21 protein-coding genes and 1 tRNA gene are annotated in these 15949 nt (G+C 61.8%); 20 read left to right on the top strand and 2 right to left on the bottom strand.

The features are described 5' to 3' along the window. The first annotated feature begins 17 nt into the window (after window positions 1-17). Window positions 18-575 carry a hypothetical protein gene (locus RP6297_RS08740; RefSeq protein ID WP_009240944.1) on the top strand — a complete coding sequence of 186 codons (558 nt, stop codon included), beginning with the start codon at window positions 18-20 and terminating at the stop codon, window positions 573-575. 28 nt (window positions 576-603) lie between these two features. Here RP6297_RS08740 and RP6297_RS08735 read toward each other — a convergent pair whose 3' ends face one another. Continuing rightward, a complete protein-coding gene (locus RP6297_RS08735) occupies window positions 604-999 on the bottom strand; it encodes a hypothetical protein (protein ID WP_009240943.1) in 396 nt (131 codons plus the stop codon). Window positions 1000-1103: 104 nt separating this feature from the next. On the opposite strand from RP6297_RS08735, the gene RP6297_RS08730 reads away from it, so the two are divergent. The 19 genes from RP6297_RS08730 (at window position 1104) to tnpC (ending at window position 14211) form a co-directional block, all read left to right on the top strand. After that, window positions 1104-1958, top strand: coding sequence for an NUDIX hydrolase (locus tag RP6297_RS08730; RefSeq protein WP_009240942.1), 855 nt, complete (start codon window positions 1104-1106; stop codon window positions 1956-1958). A gap of 8 nt (window positions 1959-1966) precedes the next feature. Further along, entirely contained in the window at window positions 1967-2833 is an 867-nt protein-coding gene (purU, locus tag RP6297_RS08725) for a formyltetrahydrofolate deformylase (RefSeq protein ID WP_009240941.1), read from the top strand. A gap of 25 nt (window positions 2834-2858) precedes the next feature. Beyond that, on the top strand, window positions 2859-3587 hold the full coding sequence (gene dnaQ, locus RP6297_RS08720; RefSeq protein WP_009240940.1) for a DNA polymerase III subunit epsilon: 729 nt from the start codon (window positions 2859-2861) through the stop codon (window positions 3585-3587). A gap of 71 nt (window positions 3588-3658) precedes the next feature. Continuing rightward, window positions 3659-3733: transfer RNA gene (locus tag RP6297_RS08715), tRNA-Val, on the top strand. Between the two features lie 176 nt (window positions 3734-3909). Then, entirely contained in the window at window positions 3910-4362 is a 453-nt protein-coding gene (locus tag RP6297_RS22810; protein WP_037028522.1) for an Arm DNA-binding domain-containing protein, read from the top strand. Next, entirely contained in the window at window positions 4353-5567 is a 1215-nt protein-coding gene (locus tag RP6297_RS08705) for a tyrosine-type recombinase/integrase (protein WP_009240939.1), read from the top strand. The genes RP6297_RS22810 and RP6297_RS08705 overlap by 10 nt, the downstream gene beginning before the upstream one ends. 367 nt (window positions 5568-5934) lie before the next feature. Next, on the top strand, window positions 5935-6630 hold the full coding sequence (locus RP6297_RS08700; RefSeq protein WP_009277571.1) for a hypothetical protein: 696 nt from the start codon (window positions 5935-5937) through the stop codon (window positions 6628-6630). A gap of 76 nt (window positions 6631-6706) precedes the next feature. Continuing rightward, entirely contained in the window at window positions 6707-6970 is a 264-nt protein-coding gene (locus RP6297_RS08695; RefSeq protein WP_009240937.1) for a helix-turn-helix transcriptional regulator, read from the top strand. Further along, window positions 6967-7215: a transcriptional coactivator p15/PC4 family protein gene (locus tag RP6297_RS08690; RefSeq protein ID WP_009240936.1), complete on the top strand. Its 249-nt coding sequence runs from the start codon at window positions 6967-6969 to the stop codon at window positions 7213-7215. Before RP6297_RS08695 ends, RP6297_RS08690 begins: the two co-directional genes overlap by 4 nt. Before the next feature lie 290 nt (window positions 7216-7505). Beyond that, window positions 7506-7769, top strand: coding sequence for a hypothetical protein (locus RP6297_RS08680; RefSeq protein WP_009240934.1), 264 nt, complete (start codon window positions 7506-7508; stop codon window positions 7767-7769). Then, entirely contained in the window at window positions 7762-8052 is a 291-nt protein-coding gene (locus RP6297_RS08675) for a hypothetical protein (RefSeq protein ID WP_009240933.1), read from the top strand. Before RP6297_RS08680 ends, RP6297_RS08675 begins: the two co-directional genes overlap by 8 nt. Beyond that, window positions 8045-8533: a hypothetical protein gene (locus tag RP6297_RS08670; RefSeq protein ID WP_223293224.1), complete on the top strand. Its 489-nt coding sequence runs from the start codon at window positions 8045-8047 to the stop codon at window positions 8531-8533. The genes RP6297_RS08675 and RP6297_RS08670 overlap by 8 nt, the downstream gene beginning before the upstream one ends. A 5-nt stretch (window positions 8534-8538) precedes the next feature. Beyond that, window positions 8539-8838: a hypothetical protein gene (locus tag RP6297_RS08665; RefSeq protein WP_009240931.1), complete on the top strand. Its 300-nt coding sequence runs from the start codon at window positions 8539-8541 to the stop codon at window positions 8836-8838. Beyond that, window positions 8835-11057: an AAA family ATPase gene (locus tag RP6297_RS08660; protein WP_009240930.1), complete on the top strand. Its 2223-nt coding sequence runs from the start codon at window positions 8835-8837 to the stop codon at window positions 11055-11057. The genes RP6297_RS08665 and RP6297_RS08660 overlap by 4 nt, the downstream gene beginning before the upstream one ends. Then, entirely contained in the window at window positions 11054-11539 is a 486-nt protein-coding gene (locus RP6297_RS08655) for a hypothetical protein (protein WP_009240929.1), read from the top strand. Before RP6297_RS08660 ends, RP6297_RS08655 begins: the two co-directional genes overlap by 4 nt. 18 nt (window positions 11540-11557) lie before the next feature. Beyond that, window positions 11558-11863, top strand: a complete 306-nt coding sequence (locus tag RP6297_RS08650) for a hypothetical protein (RefSeq protein ID WP_223293223.1) — start codon at window positions 11558-11560, stop codon at window positions 11861-11863. 136 nt (window positions 11864-11999) lie between these two features. Beyond that, window positions 12000-12287, top strand: a complete 288-nt coding sequence (locus RP6297_RS08645; protein WP_012435592.1) for a helix-turn-helix domain-containing protein — start codon at window positions 12000-12002, stop codon at window positions 12285-12287. A 41-nt stretch (window positions 12288-12328) separates the two neighbouring features. After that, a complete protein-coding gene (gene tnpB, locus RP6297_RS08640; RefSeq protein ID WP_004633551.1) occupies window positions 12329-12619 on the top strand; it encodes an IS66 family insertion sequence element accessory protein TnpB in 291 nt (96 codons plus the stop codon). Between the two features lie 62 nt (window positions 12620-12681). Further along, window positions 12682-14211, top strand: coding sequence for an IS66 family transposase (tnpC, locus tag RP6297_RS08635; protein WP_009238807.1), 1530 nt, complete (start codon window positions 12682-12684; stop codon window positions 14209-14211). Between the two features lie 379 nt (window positions 14212-14590). Here tnpC and RP6297_RS08630 read toward each other — a convergent pair whose 3' ends face one another. Then, on the bottom strand, window positions 14591-15793 hold the full coding sequence (locus RP6297_RS08630) for a hypothetical protein (RefSeq protein ID WP_009240927.1): 1203 nt from the start codon (window positions 15791-15793) through the stop codon (window positions 14591-14593). Between the last annotated feature and the right edge of the window lie 156 nt (window positions 15794-15949).

The raw sequence follows: 15949 nt of genomic DNA, 5'->3' as shown, positions 1-15949 counted from the left end.
GATCACCGGAGGGAGCGATGGACGTCAACAAACGCGACGGAGAATCCAGCGATATGCCGACCACTATCGGCGTGGAGCCGGGCGATGCGCAATCGCTGGAAGCGTCCATGCGCCGTGCGCAGGAAGCGCTGTCTGCGGTGTCGGCGCGGCTGGCAAATCGGCCACCGATGCCGCGGCCAGACCCTGCCACCGAGCGCTTCGTCGAAACGGACCACACCATGTCACCCGCGGAGGCGCGGGCCCTGGCCGAACGTTGCATCGCCGGCGAGACCGCGGAGCCGGCGAGCCTCGCGCGGGCGTTTTCTGTGCTGCTCGGACAACTCGATGGATTCGAGGCCGACCATGCCGGCCGGCGCCGCGTGCTGCGGCAGTGGATGGTGAGCCAACTCACCTACAAGATGCTGTATCTGCACCACACCGGTCAGGATTCGACCGTGCCGCCACGTGCGTTGCGCGCCCAGAAGGAGCGGGTGAAGGCGCAGGTTTCGGCCTTGCTCGATGCCGGGCGTTCCTACACCGATGTGCGCCTGGCCGACCTGCGCTTTGCCGAAGACGGCGCTGCCGGTCAGGGCTGAATGATCTCGCGCGATCAAGCGATGAGGCTCAATCGTCCTCGTCGTCGTCCGGTTCGGAGTCGAGAAACTCGCGGCGGGTGAGCCAGTCCGCGATGGCTTGATCGCAGGCGTCCTTCAGCTTCGCCTTGTTATCCACCTTGTCGAACAGGGTGAAATTCATTAGGGCCAGGCCCAGATCGGTGATGTAGAACATCCGCTTCGGATTGTCGAAGTGGACGATGCGGCCGTCGATGTCGCCTTCGTCCTCGGGCTCGGCGGGCGCGTCTTCGAGTTCGACCACGCGGCAGGTGAAGCGCGGTGTGCGGGTGTGCGTCAGATATTCGAATTCATCGTGCGACACTTCGCCGGACGGTGTGACGGCAATGGCGAAGCCCCAAATAAAGCGAGGGGTCGGCAGATCCGACAGCTCGTCGATTTCATCCATCCTTGTTTCTCCAGTCTGATGACGGCTTGTATTAACGGCGCATTATCGCGCGACCCGTGCTGCACGGAAAGCACAATGCACGCCCGACATTGTGGGGTGCCGACATGACGGAACCGCGCATTCAGCGCATTCGGGACGGGCTGGCCGCCCGGCAGGCGTTCGATGCCGATGCGCTGATCCCGTGGATTGTTGCGGGGCAACGTGTCGGCTGGTTGAGTCGAGAGCGCGCATTGTTGCTTGCGCGCTGGCCGCACTGGTTCGATGTGTCGACGCAGCGGGTCGATCTGCGGGAAACCGTCGCCACCGAGGCGCAACGCACCGCGGCACTGGCCGAAGTCATCATGCGCCTGGCCGAAGAAGGCCACGTGCGGGGCTGGCGCGACGAGCGTTTCGCCGTCAACACCGGCTGGGGCACGCCCACGCTGGCGCTGATCGAACGCGCCGCCGCGCGATTTTTCGGCATTCGCACCTATGCTGCACACATGAACGGCCTGATTGCCGGCGCGGACAACGCCGGGCCGGTGCTCTGGCTGGCCCGCCGCGCCGAAACTAAACCGATCGACCCCGGCATGTGGGACAACCTCGTCGCCGGCGGTATCGGCCATGACTTCGATGCACGTGGTGCGCTGGAGAAGGAATGCTGGGAAGAGGCGGGCATCGGCGCCGATCTCGTAGCGCAACTGGTGCCGCGCGGCACGCTGGATGTGCTGCGCGAAGTGCCCGAGGGCATCCAGTGCGAAACGCTGTTCACCTTCGACCTGACGCTGCCGGACAGCTTCATCCCCGTCAATCAGGACGGGGAGGTCGCCGGTCACCTGCGCGCCAGTCCCGACACAGCGCTTGATATCATGGCGGACTTCGCGATGACGGTCGACGCCACGCTCGTTACACTCGACGCCTTGGCGCGCCTGAGTTCGGCCCTTGCACCACAGGGGTTTGCGCCCGGCAACACTATATAAAACGCTTCATGAGTCACTCCGGTTTCATCCTTACCCTGTCGTGCCCGGACCAGCCTGGCATCGTCCACGCGGTGTCGGGCCTGCTGTTTGAGCAAGGCTGCAACATTCTCGATTCGGACCAGTTCGGCGACGAATTCACCGGCCGTTTCTTCATGCGCGTGCATTTTGTGCCGCAGGGGCAACCGCTTGATCTCGCTACGCTGCGCGACTGCTTTGCGCCCATCGGCGAACGTTTCTCCATGCAGTGGGGCATGTTCGACGCCGCAGCCAAGCCGCGCGTGATGATTCTCGTCTCGAAGATCGGCCACTGCCTGAACGACCTGCTGTTCCGTGCCCGCGCCGGCCAACTTCCGATCGAGATTGCGGCCATCGTCTCGAACCACCGCGATTTCTACCAACTGGCGGCGTCGTACGACGTGCCGTTCATGCACCTGCCCTTGCTGCAGGCGACGGACGCGCAGAAGGCCCAGCAGGAAGCCCGCATCTGGGAAATCGCGCAGGAGCAGCAGATCGACCTGGTCGTGCTCGCGCGCTATATGCAGATTCTTTCCGACGACCTGTGCCGCAAGCTCGAAGGCCGCGCCATCAACATTCACCACTCGTTCCTGCCGAGCTTCAAGGGTGCCAAGCCGTATTACCAGGCGCATGAGCGCGGCGTGAAGCTGATCGGCGCAACGGCCCATTACGTGACGGCCGACCTGGACGAAGGCCCGATCATCGAACAGGAAATCGAGCGCGTGGACCACAGCATGGACCCGGAGCAGCTCACCGCCGTCGGCCGCGACGTGGAGTGCGTGGCGCTGGCCCGCGCCGTGAAGTGGCATGCGGAACACCGCATCCTGCTCAACGGCCACAAGACCGTCGTCTTCAAGTAATCCAGTCAGAGTAGGGGAGCGCGCGATGCGACAGATCATTCTCGATACCGAAACCACCGGCCTGAATGCCGCCACCGGCGACCGCGTGATCGAAATCGGCTGCGTGGAGATGGTCAACCGCCGCCTGACCGGCCGGAACCTGCACTTCTACATCAACCCCGAGCGTGAGATCGACGCGGGCGCGATGGCTGTGCACGGCATCACCAACGAGTTCGTGGCTGACAAGCCGAAGTTCGCCGAGATCGTCAACGAGATCCGCGACTACGTGCAGGGCGCCGAGGCGATCATTCACAACGCCGCGTTCGACTTGGGCTTCCTGGACATGGAATTCCAGCGCCTGGGCCTGCCGCCATTCCGCGAGCACCTGTCGGGCCACATCGACACGCTGCGCGAGGCGCGCCAGATGTTCCCTGGCAAGCGCAATTCCCTGGATGCGCTGTGCGACCGCCTAGGCATCAGCAACGCGCACCGTACGCTGCACGGCGCATTGCTCGATGCGGAACTGCTGGCCGAGGTCTACCTGGCCATGACGCGCGGCCAGAACACGCTGGTGATCGACATGCTGGAGTCGGGCGAGGGCGCATCGGCCGAAGCCGTTGCCGTCGACCTGAGCGCGCTGCAATTGCCCGTGCTGCTGGCAACCGAAGCGGAGGCCGAAGCGCACGCCGGCGTGCTGAAGGAAATCGACAAGGCCAGCGGCGGCAAGACCGTCTGGACGCGTGAACCCGTGGAATCTGCGCAGCCGGCTGCCTGATCAAAAAAATGTGCGGTCAGGGTATTTACACGGCTGCACCTTTTCGCCATAATCTCGCTTTCACCGCATTCGGGTGGTTAGCTCAGCGGTAGAGCACTGCCTTCACACGGCAGGGGTCACAGGTTCAATCCCTGTACCACCCACCAAATTAGCAGCAAGCATTGCCCAGCAATGCCAAGAAACCCGCGATAGCTCAAGGCTTCGCGGGTTTTTTGTTGCCCGCAATGCCCATGTTTGCCCATTGGCAGCAGGGGATGTGTGGGGGTATTTTTGGGGGTATGGATCCTCTCAAGAGGCTCTTCACGGACATACATACCCCCACATGGCCCTGAACCCTGCGGCAATAGAGGCTTTAACGCCAAGAGCTTCTCCCTACAAGGCAACGGACAGCAAAGGCCTATATCTGCTGATCTTGCCGAACGGCGCGCGTTACTGGCGCTTCCGTTTCCGATGGGCTGGAAGGCAGAACACCATGTCATGTGGCGTCTACCCCGCAACCAGCTTGGAAGAAGCTAGGGAGCGCCGTGATGCCGCCAGGCGGATGTTGGCCGAGGGAATCAGCCCTAGCGAACATCGCAAGCTGGAGCGTGCCGCGAGCGAAGGCGAGCGGGCACAGCAAGCAGCTGCAACGCGTTTCATGCTTGGCAATGATGGGGCGCTAGCTGTCCGTCTCGGGGGCAGGCACTTCTCTCTTTCGCCAGCCGAGACAGCAGACCTTCGCGCTTTTCTTGACGCGACTCGCACGGTAGCCCACGCGGAGACGTCATGCCTCTAACCGACACAGCAATCCGCAACACCAAGCCTGCCGACAAGCCGATCAAGCTGTTCGACGGCGGCGGCCTGTTTCTCCACATCACGCCTGCCGGGCAGCGCTACTGGCGGCTGAAGTACCGGTTTGCCGGCAAGGAGAAGCTGCTGGCCCTTGGCGTCTACCCGGACGTTGGCCTGAAAGAGGCACGAGACCGGCGCGAGGAGGCCAAGCGGCTGCTCGGCGAAGGCATTGACCCTTCAGTTGAGCGCAAGGTGCAGAAAGTGGCGACGGTCGAGCGGGCGGCAAACAGCTTCGAGGCCGTGGCCCGGGAGTGGCACGGAAAGTACGCGCCGGGCTGGTCCGATAGCAACTCCAAGAAGGTACTGGCCCGCCTGGAGAACGATGTGTTTCCCTGGCTTGGTGGCCGGCCGATTGCCGAGTTGAAGGCGCCCGATCTGCTGACCGTGTGTCGCCGCGTCGAGTCTCGCGGCGCCCTGGATACTGCACACCGCGTGCTGCAGACCTGCGGCCAGATCTTTCGCTACGCCGTCGCCACCGGGCGGGCAGAGCGCGATCCGTCCGGCGATCTGCGGGGAGCCTTGCCGCCGGCCAAGGGGAAGCACTACGCCGCGCCGACCGATCCTAAGGAAGTGGCCGGGTTGCTGCGGATGTTTGACGGCTTTACCGGCACGTTTGTCGTGAAGTGCGCGCTCTTGCTGGCCCCGATGCTTTTCGTTCGGCCTGGTGAGCTTCGTCAGGCGGAATGGGTGGATGTTGACCTCGATGCTGGTGAATGGCGTTTCGTGTCGTCCAAGCGAGACGTGCCCCACATCGTGCCGCTTGCCACCCAGGCCGTCGCAATCCTGCGCGACCTGCACGCGCTGACCGGCCACGGGCGCTACCTATTCCCTGGAGCCCGGGACAAGGCTAAACCCATGTCGGAAGTCGCCATCAACGCAGCGCTGAAGCGCATGGGCATCGACACGCAGAAGGAGTTCACCGGCCATGGAGTGCGCCCCATTGCGCGCACCATCCTGCGCGAGGTGCTGGGCTTCGAGGCGGAGGTGATCGAGCTACAGCTAGCGCACCGGAAGAAGGATCCAAACGGCCAAGCCTATGACCGGGTGGCCTTCCTCGCTGTACGCAAGCAGATGATGCAGGCTTGGGCGGATTACTTGGACGAGATTAAGGCCGGGGCCAAGGTGATTCCGATGCCGGCGAGCATGTGAGGGGTTTGTAGACATGGAGCCATCGCAATCGAGCAATGCTGAAGAGTCGTGCCCTGACGATATGGGACTCGCTTCTGCTATATCCCGGCAGTACAGACGCTATCGCAGGATAGCTGAACGGCATCTGCCGAAATGGGCGCCTGCAGGGGTTAGGCTGAGTTTCATCTCGGCACTTTCGACCCTGAGTGGTGCGCGTAGAGCGAGGAGAAATGCTGACACGTTCGATGACGACACCCCGTCAATCTATGTGGAGCTCCAGAGGTACCATGCGGAGCAGCACACGTATGCAAAGGCTGAGATTGCGTGCCTCGTGCGTCTGTGTACCTATAGCAATGAAATGCAGAAGGTTTGGCGGACAATCTCAACCATGCCGGCCCAAGGCTGTGAAGATCCAGCATTCACCATCTGCGATCAAATTTCGTTCACGCTGGGGCGATTTGCTCAGATTCCCAAGAGACTTCCTGCTCAACGCAAGAAATCGCTTCTTCGTGTCGCAAAGGCTGTCGACGATCTGCTCAAGGCAGTCGAATCGGACAGCGAGGCTCAGTACTTTTTTGAGGGTGCGCTGATTGAGTACTTGGTCAGCCAAAACCTAAGGATGCGTTCGGACAGCGGAGAGGTGATCAGTGGTCGTGAAGCCCGCGATCCTTCTTGGGCATTTAATCGGACCATCTTTGAACCTCTGCATACGGAGTTCATGGACGACTCGCCTCACAGCCTCAAGCCTTGGGGGCAATGGCCAGTCTCCGAAAAATACGAGTGGCTTCATGACGAAATATCCGTAACGGGGATGCCAGAACTGCTGACCTTTTACCGAGATGGACTAACCAATCTAGCCCAGGAGCAGCCCGAAATCCCGCAGCCCGGGAGGCCAGACGGTGGGCTACAGCCGTTCCTGATTCGGAGTTTGTCCAGCGTGATGAGGCGCATATACGGTCAACCTTTGGACGATACTGTGGCGCTGCTTGTCTCCGCCACGCTAGACCTGCCAGAGCCTCTGACAAGAGACACGATCCGCCAGTATCTGAAAATCCCCGGGAAGATTTCGAGCAGGAATCGATAGATTTCTTCCCGTTTCAAAATTTCAGAGTCCACGCAAGCTACTGCCATGTTCAACGACCTTCCGCGAGGTTTGACTCATGGCGACCAAAGCAGCAACCGGGCATCCCGTCGGTGCCGTATCTCTTCCCAGCCCGGAGGCACTGCCAGCCGACGGGTTCACACGCTGGAAAGATCTCAAGGCATTCGTACCCCTCAGTCGTGAGGCGGTGCGCCTGCGCGAGAAAGCCGGTCGTTTTCCAAAGCGGATTCACCTCTCGCAACGCTGTGCAGCATGGCCGAACCGTGAGCTGCATCGTTGGCTGGCGGATCCGGCTGGCTATCGGGCACCGGAGGCGGTATGACAATGGCCGCCTCTATCCCACCCAAGTTTCTGGACCTTCAGAAGAATGCCCGGGAGCGCCTGCGCATTCACGTCAAGGAATACAAGGGCCTAACGTATGTTGACCTTCGGGTTTGGTTCGTTGCTGAAGACGGCGAATATGTGCCCAGCTCCAAAGGCGTGATGCTCAAGCCTGGCCACGTAGTCGAAGTGGCGCAGGGTCTCCTGCTCGCTAGCCAGGCGGCGGACCCGACGGGGGCGTCCTGATGAGCTTCAGCAAAAAGCCCTTGCGTCCCGTAAACAGCGGCGCGTATACTTCTTCCGTGGCTGAAACAACAGTCACCGGGTTTGGCGACCTGATAATGTTGGCGGACGAACCGCCGATCTTGGCGGTATTTTTTCGTCCGTTGCGCTTGCGCACGTCTATCCATGGCGGGCCTTGCGGGGCAGCCTTCGGGCTGGCCGGTGCCAACGTTCCGGTTCGCCAACCCTGCATGTGCCCGCCTCCCTCATTTGGCGATGAGCGGCGGGCTCCACTCTTAACGTTGGAGGCCTCCATGCCTAAAGCCCTCGCTCGTCCTGAGCAAACCAGCTACCCCTTGTCTGTCGCAGCCGGCCGTGATGCAGCCGCACTGTGGCTGGAAAACCCGGTCATGTCGCTTGCAACATGGCGCGACTACCGCTTTTCCACGCACGCCTGTGGCGTGGGCTTCAACGACCTGATCGAGCGCCGCCAAGCGTTTGACGAAGCGTTCGCGCAGGGCGTTGCTGACGCCATCGTCGGCGTGGTGATCATCGCCGTGGAGGTGAGTCATGCGTAAGCCCAGCGCTCAGACCCAGACAGTTCCGGAGCAAGTCTCGGCCATTGCCCACCAAGGCGCAGACGAAGTCGAGGTCGCCCATTTCTTCCTGAAAAGTCTCGGCGCGGTGGTTGGCTCGATCGCCCGTCTGAATGTCGACACGAAGACGCCGGAAGCGGCACGTATATTCGCTTTGCGCGACCTGATTGAACTGGCTGAGTACTTGGTGGAGAACGGCGGTACCAACGCCGAGCATGCCGTGCTTGAACTCCGTGAAATCGCAGAAGGGGTGCGTCATGGGTAATGCCTCCGCCCGTGCTCAGCATGCCTGCAGCACCGTACGAAGCCAATCCAGCGTCATCACGCTGCCTACGGCAGTGACCAAACGGGTTCGGCAGTCCCCTGGCCGGCGCCCGAAGGGTTTGCTTTCCCTTTGCGACGTTCGGAAACGCAAGGAGTTTCACGAGCTCTCGCCTGAAATGGGGCTCGCGATGCTCGCCAAGGAAGCGCGAAAGGCTCGGGGGGCCAAGGTCAATCCATTCCAGCCGGGATCGCCCGAGGCTAGTCTCTTCGAGATGTTCCGAGACTGCGTGAAGCCAAATCCGATTCCGAGCTACGCGGTTGATCTCCTGATGGCCGCCAAGCGGCTCGCGCGTTCGCGGGCAGACTCGACGGCCGAGTTGCTGGCGCAATACCAGTACGACCTGGAGTCCGCTGTGATCGCCTTCGAAGCGGCAATGCCCGTAGTTGATGGCGTGATCGCCGAGTACGGCCGAGGAGCCTGATACCTATGAATCCGAATCTGAACCGACTGCAAGGGCAGTCGGGCGGGGGCGCTCATGCCTACGCTTCGTCGTTGCGCTGGATTGGCGACAACATCGTCGGGGCCGGTGACGACATATCCATCGCTGTGCAAGCGCCTAATGGCACGGTTGTGAGCTTGTCGCTAGCCGGTGCACTGGCATTGGCCGACAAGATAGACGCACGCGGGCTATACCGCATTACCACTGCTGCTCGCCACGCGTTTGCCTTAGGTGAACTGTCCCGCGCCGACGCTGCGGTATGGCGGCAATGGGAGGCGCAGCAATGAACGCTCCCACAAACTACATCGAGCAATTCGCCGGCGCGATGGCGGAGTGTGGCCTGCAGCCCCGAGAGATTGTGGACGATGGCAAGCTGCACCGCTTCGACGGCCCTGATGAGAAGCGAGGCAAGTGCAGTGCCTGGTATGTGCTGCATGGTGATGGCTTGCCGGCCGGTAGCTTTGGCGACTGGCGCACGGGTCTGTGCGAGACGTGGTGCGCTAAGGCCGATCGCACCATGACGGATGCCGAGCGCCAAGCGCATCGCCAGCGCGTCGAGCAGGCCAAGGTTGATGCGGTTGCCGAGCGCGCCAAGGTGGCGGAGGAAGCCGCTGTGAAGTGTGCGGAGCTGTGGAACATCGCGGCGAACGTTGACGGCGGACACGCCTATATCGAGCGCAAGGGCATCAAGCCGGCCGGCGCGAAGCAGTTGCGCAACGCTTTGCTGATTCCGCTGCGCGACGCTGGTGGCGAGTTGCGCAGCCTGCAGTTCATCCAGCCGGATGGATCCAAGCGCTTCAAGACGGGCGGCACGGTGGCGGGCTGCTACTGTGCCCTGGGCGGCAAGCCTGGGTTGGATACTCCTCTGCTCGTCTGCGAGGGCTGGGCGACGGCGTGCAGCTTGTACGAGACAACCGGTTACCCGGTGGCAGCTGCGATGAACGCCGGCAACCTGCTGGCCGTGGCGCAGGCGCTGCGGGCCAAGTTGCCCGACGTGCTGATGATCGTCTGCGCAGACGACGACATCGAGACGGCCGGCAACCCGGGTTTGACCAAGGCGAGGGAGGCCGCCCAGGCCATCGGCGCGCTGTTGGCGGTACCGGATTTCGGACCGGAGCGCCCGGACGGCGCCACCGACTTCAACGATCTGCACGTTGCTTGCGGCGGCGGTGCCGTGCTGGCGAGCATTGAGGCCGCCGAGACAGGAGGGCGTGACGCTGGCGCGGAAAATGCCCAGGAAGCGGGCATTACGTCCACCACACAGGCAATCGCTAGCCGCCCCCGATTGATGCTGGCCTGTGCGGCTGACATCGCGCCCGAAGCAATCACCTGGCTGTGGCCCGGGTGGTTGCCGGCAGGGAAGATTAGCCTCCTCGCCGGGTCACCGGGCGCGGGCAAGACGACGCTCGCGCTTGCAATCAGTGCCATCGTCTCCCAGGGAGGTATCTGGCCGGACGGGGTAAAGGCTCGCGCCGCCGGCCGAGTGCTCATCTGGTCGAGCGAGGATGACCCGGCCGACACGCTGGTCCCTCGCCTGATGGCGGCCGGCGCCGATCTGCACCGTATCCATTTCGCCCAAGCTGTGGCAGATGAGCACGGCGAGCTGCAGCCGTTCGACCCGGCCAGGGACATGCATCTGTTGTCTGAGCGGCTGACTGAAATGGGCGGCGCTGATCTGCTCATTGTCGATCCAATCGTAAGCGCGGTATCTGGTGATGCGCACCGCGTCAACGATGTGCGTCGCAACCTGCAGTCCCTTGTCGATGTGGCAGCGGCACATCGGTGTGCCGTCCTGGGAATCTCGCACTTTGCCAAGGGCACGAAGGGGACGAGTCCAGCCGAGCGGGTTATAGGCTCCCAGGCGTTTGTTGCACTGGCCCGCATGGTGCTGGTGGCTGGCAAAGATGAAGCCGCCGAGCGCCGCATCCTTGCCCGTGCCAAGTCCAATATCTCCCCTGATGATGGCGGCGTGAGCTACTCCATCGAGCAGGTGGAGGCAGGCATCGGCATTACCGCCAGCCGGATTGTGTGGGGTGAGCTTATCCAGGGCACCGCGCGCGAGATCCTGGGTGATATTGAGCAGGAAGACGACCAGGAACGAACAACCTCGGACGAAGCTGCCGAATTCCTAGCAGGTCTTCTTGCTGATGGCCCCGTGCGAGCAAAGGAGATAAAGGCCGACGCAGATGGAGCCGGGTTTGCGTGGAGAACGATGCAGCGCGCCAGTTCCAATCTCGGAGTCGAAAAGCGAAAGCTCGGCGTGAAAGAGGGGTGGGAATGGGCACTTCCGAAGGCGCCAACTCCCGAAGGTGCCACGAAGATTCCCGCTCTCCGTAGCTTGGCGCCTTCGGCATCAGTTGGCGCCTTCAGCGCCGACAAGGGTTTGCGGGCGGTCAATTCAAGCGCGTTTCCCGAAGGCGCCAACGCTGAGGGACTGACGCCTTCGGCGGATTCTTCGCAATCCAAGCCGGTTTCCGGCGATGACGAGGCTGGAGGTGAGCTATGAGCCCCTTCGAATTGTGGTGTGAGTGTCGGCGTCTCTCCGTACGCCTGACGGTCCACGGCGACCGTCTGCGGTACAAGGGCCCCGAGGATGCAGTCAAAGCCGTGCTACCGCTGCTCGCCGAGAACAAGGCGGCAATGGTTGCTTGCGTTGCGGACTTATCTCGCTACCCGATGGCAGATGGTCCGTTCATGCCGTGGTGTGCGCCCATGTCGCCCGACCGCGCTGCGGCATTGTTAGACGACCTCAAGGCGACTGTTAGCAAGGTGGCCGACATCGAGGGCTGGCCAGCTGATTGCCTCACGCGCCTGCTGGGTTTGGTAGCTCGTCAGCCCGTTTCCACCTTAGCTGACGACCTGGCGTATTTCCGCGAGCGCTTCAACACCGCCGTTATGCTGTCAAAAATGCCACCGCTGCGCTTAGCTCAACAGGGCGAATACGAGAGTCACTCTATCCTCTCGCCGGCGCGGCTCCTCTCTCGATAGGGTGCGCATAGAGGCGCCATGGAATCAGACGAGCTCGACCGCCTTCGGCAATCATTTCGATCAATGCTGGACAAGAGGGCGCTTCCCCTGGAGGGGCTCAAGGATCTTGCAGCTACCCTATTTTTGACTTGTTTCGCGACGATAGCGAAGTGCGAAGAGACGCTCGCCAACCGGCAAATTCCTACTGCAGAACTCGAACTCCACGCCCAGGAGCTATCCTGGTCGATTGAGGCCGGCAACGTGCTGGCATTCATCGACTTCCTTGCTGCTCTTCCTGTGCGATTCGAGCAGGCGCGGCGTAAGCACCCGGTGAACCCGTCTTGAAGGGGACCCGCGTAGCAAGGAGCATCGTGTCCATCTAGTTCTAGGTGGACACGTGGACACTATCGAAGAGAGCGCGCCAATACGGCGCCGACGTCGGCATAGCGCCGAGTTCAAGGCCAAGGCAGTGCAGGAGTGCATGCAGCCGGGTGTTTCGATCGCGGCGATAGCCCTGCACCATCGCCTCAATGCGAATCTGCTGCGGCGCTGGGTCGCCGAGCAGGAAGCAAAGAATGGCGCGCCTGAGGACCGCGAGTTGATGAGGGTGCCGCAAGGCGAGTTCATCCCGTTGCGGATCGGCGAGCCGACCACTGCCGTGCCGGACATCCAGATCGAAGTCCGCCGTGGCGCGACGACGATCAGTCTTCGCTGGCCGGGATCGGCCGCAGCGCAGTGCGCCCAGTGGCTGCAAGGGTGGTTGCGTTGATTCGGGTGGACGCGATCTGGTTGGCCGTGGAGCCGCTGGACATGCGCGCCGGTACCGAAACGATCCTCGCGCGGGTCGTCAAGGTGTTCGGCGCGGCACGCCCCCACCACGCCTACCTGTTTGCCAATAAGAGTTCGACGCGCATGAAGGTGCTGGTCTACGACGGCTTCGGCATCTGGCTGGCCGCGCGGCGCCTCAACAAGGGGCGCTTCATCTGGACGAACGGCGACCAGGCGATCGCCACGGCGCTCAATCCCGAGCAATTGCGTGCGCTGGTGACGGGGCTGCCTTGGCAGACGCTCACCCACGACCACGCGATCACGGTCGTGTAATACCCCCAAAGCCGTAAACTGGCTTCCTTCCAGAGGACTTGGGGTTCTGGCAGACTCGCCGCATGAACCTACCCACCAACCTCGATGCCCTGAGCCCGGACGAACTGCGCACACTGGCTGCGCAGTTGATGGCCCAGGTCGGCGAGAAGGACCGGGAGTTGCGGTACCGGCAAGCCAAGATCGACCAGCTCACACACGAGCTGGCCATCCACAAGCGCTGGAAGTTCGGCAAGCGCAGCGAGCAACTGACATCTGAACAGGCGAGTCTGCTGGACGAAGCCATTGACGCAGACCTCGAGGCGATTGAGACCGAACTGGAAGCGCTCCTGCCGTCGTCCAAATCTGAAGCCAAGAGCAAGCCCAAGCGCCAGGCATTGCCGCCGCAGTTGCCGCGCACCGACATCCACCACGAGCCGGACGCAGAGACCTGCACCTGTGGGTGTGCGCTCAAGCGCATTGGCGAAGACATCAGCGAGAAGCTGGACTACACGCCGGGCACGTTCACCGTGGAGCGTCACATCCGCGGCAAATGGGTGTGCGATCAGTGTGAGACGCTGGTGCAGACGCCGGTGCCACCCCACGTCATCGACAAAGGCATCCCGACGGCCGGACTGCTGGCACATACGCTGGTGTCCAAGTTCGGCGACCACCTTCCCCTGTATCGGCAGGAGCGCATCTATGCGCGCGCCGGTCTGGCCATCCCGCAATCGACACTGGGCGCGTGGGTGGGCATCTGTGGCGTGCGTCTGCAACCGCTGGTGGACGCCCTGCAAGAAGAGGTTCTGAGCCACGGTGTTCTGCACGCCGACGAAACGCCAGTGCAGATGCTCGCGCCCGGCAATGGCAAGACGCACCGCGCCTACCTGTGGGCCTATGCGCCGAGCGAGTTCGAGAAGATGCGCGCGGTGATTTACCAGTTTGCGCCCAGCCGCAGCGGCGAGCACGCTCGCGCGTTCCTGGGGCAGTGGCAAGGCAAGCTGGTATGTGATGACTTCGCCGGCTACAAGGCCAGCTTCGACGGTGGCGTCACTGAGATCGGTTGCATGGCCCATTCGCGGCGCAAGTTCTTTGAACTGCACGACAAGCACAAGAGCGAATTGGCGGGCCAGGCACTGCGCTACATGGTGAGCTTGTACGAGATCGAGGCGCAAGTGCGGGATGCTGAGCCAGACCAGCGCCTGGCAGCGCGGCAACAAAGGGCTGGCCCGATTCTAGAGCGGCTGCACGCCTGGCTCGAGGAACAGCGACGCCGCGTCCCAGACGGCTCGGCGATCGCGCGGGCCATTGACTACAGCCTCAAGCGGTGGCCGGCTCTCGTGCGTTACCTCGACGACCCGACGGTGCCCATCGACAACAACCACGTCGAGCGACAGATCCGGCCGGTTGCCCTGGGTCGCTCCAATTGGTTGTTTGCAGGCTCACTGCGCGCCGGTCAACGCGCGGCTGCCGTCATGAGCCTGATCCAATCGGCCAAGCTCAACGGGCACGATCCCTACGCCTATCTGAAAGACGTCCTCACGCGACTGCCGACCCACAAGGCGGCCGACATCGCCGAACTGCTCCCGCATCGCTGGACGCCCAGCGCCACCTAGCTGGCAAGACGGGTTCACCGGGTGCTTACGGCGCGGCAGGCAGGCGTAGTTGCGGTCAAATCGGACGGCGGCAAGAATGCAGCGGCTGCTAAGCAAAAGAAACTGCAGCCTGTGAAAGAGTACGCGCTGAAACTGGCGAATGAAGGGAACTACCGAAGCAGGAGGAGTGCAGCCATCGGCATCAAGGACCGAGTATCTGAATTTCAGCTCACGACGATCGGTCGAGCCCTGATGCCGGACCAAGCGCAGAGGACGGTTGAGGGTTGGCTCAAGGAGCTTGGTTATGTCCCTAACGCCAGAAGGAAGGAGGAGTCAGATCCCAAGCTCGAATAGAACCCATGTTGGAGAGGTCAAGTTAGGGACATAGAAAGGGCGTGCCTCATCGCCCTGTCCATGACACATTCTGGAAATATCCGAGATCACGCTGAATTCCGTCGACATCCGCCGCTTGCTTGTCGCTCCACTCCTTCAAACAGATATAGACGATGTCGGACGAGTATCCAATGGACGAGGTTCCGGGGCGGTCTGTAGCGATTCCCACAACTGTCCTCACGCCTGGCATTTTTCCTCGTACCACCAAACACCTTAGGAACAGTTCCTTGCTGCGCTGTTCTCGGTCGCTGCTACTGCCGGTGGTGAATACAAAGGCGGTATCCGCATAGCCCTGGGCCACCCTCGCTGCAGACTTCAATGCACCACTGTTGAGGAACTGGAGAAAGGCCTCGGCGAGAAACGAGCGGTGCACTCGAGGCTGGATGGCCATTGTGACCAAAGCGAGCTCGTTATCAGTAGCCTGTTGGCTATGCATGTCAAACATGCCGCCTGTCAGAAGGTCCTTGGTGTAGAGGTCAATCAGACGGTCCCAAACGTACGAGTTCTCCAAGTCTTTCCTCATGCGCTTGAACTCGTCGGATTCGACCATTCCCTTCCGTATGTCATTGTGCAAGATAAGCATCGCGTCCGTTTTGTCTTGCTTCCGACTGTCAAAGTTGAAGGAACGGTCGCGGAGTAGATAGAGGGCAACAAGGTCCTCTAAGCCTCCTCCGGAAAAGAGAGGACGCATCCCGCCGGTCACGAGTTCTTCCGCAGCCTGGAGAAACTCCACAAAATCCGTGATCGTATCGAGCGCCAGGAACAGGGCGCCGACACTGAACTCATCGCAGACGTGGACAAAGCCCGTACCAGAGTCACCCCAAGTGAGAGGAACTTCCCCACGCGAGCCAAGCGCAACCGCGATGCGGTGATACCGCCTCTGATTCTTGGGGGGAAGGGCCACAGTACGGCCGTCCGTGCGCTCGACCGTTTCCACGGTGTCGAGCCACCTTTCGGCTCCCCATATCTGCGCTATCGACTTGTCGATAGCAACCTTAGTCCACCTTTCCCATCCCGTCTTATCGCCGGTCTCGCGGTACTCGTTGTCCTTCACGGAAATGATCACAACGTGTGGGCCGCACACGATAAGGCAATCACACAGCTCCTTGCCCTTCTTTCCCTTCGGGTTTGGATGTGTCCAAAGGCGGAGAAATGCGCGCTCGCACAGGCCGGCAACAAATTTCTCTGAAGGGGTAAGACCTGAAGTCACGTTCTCTCCTTTGTTGATGGCTTGGCAATGGCGTTGCAGAGAGAGCCAATCGTGCGGAGGGCGTCGCCGAGCATTGGCATTGGCGATCGCGATGAGCTGGGGAATGGTATCTCAACGCGTCTGCATACCCCGTCAACGCGTTAGCGGCATATCGCG

Source organism: Ralstonia pickettii (genome assembly GCF_016466415.2).
Taxonomy (GTDB): domain Bacteria; phylum Pseudomonadota; class Gammaproteobacteria; order Burkholderiales; family Burkholderiaceae; genus Ralstonia; species Ralstonia pickettii.
This window is presented reverse-complemented; position numbering and strand designations above follow the sequence as displayed.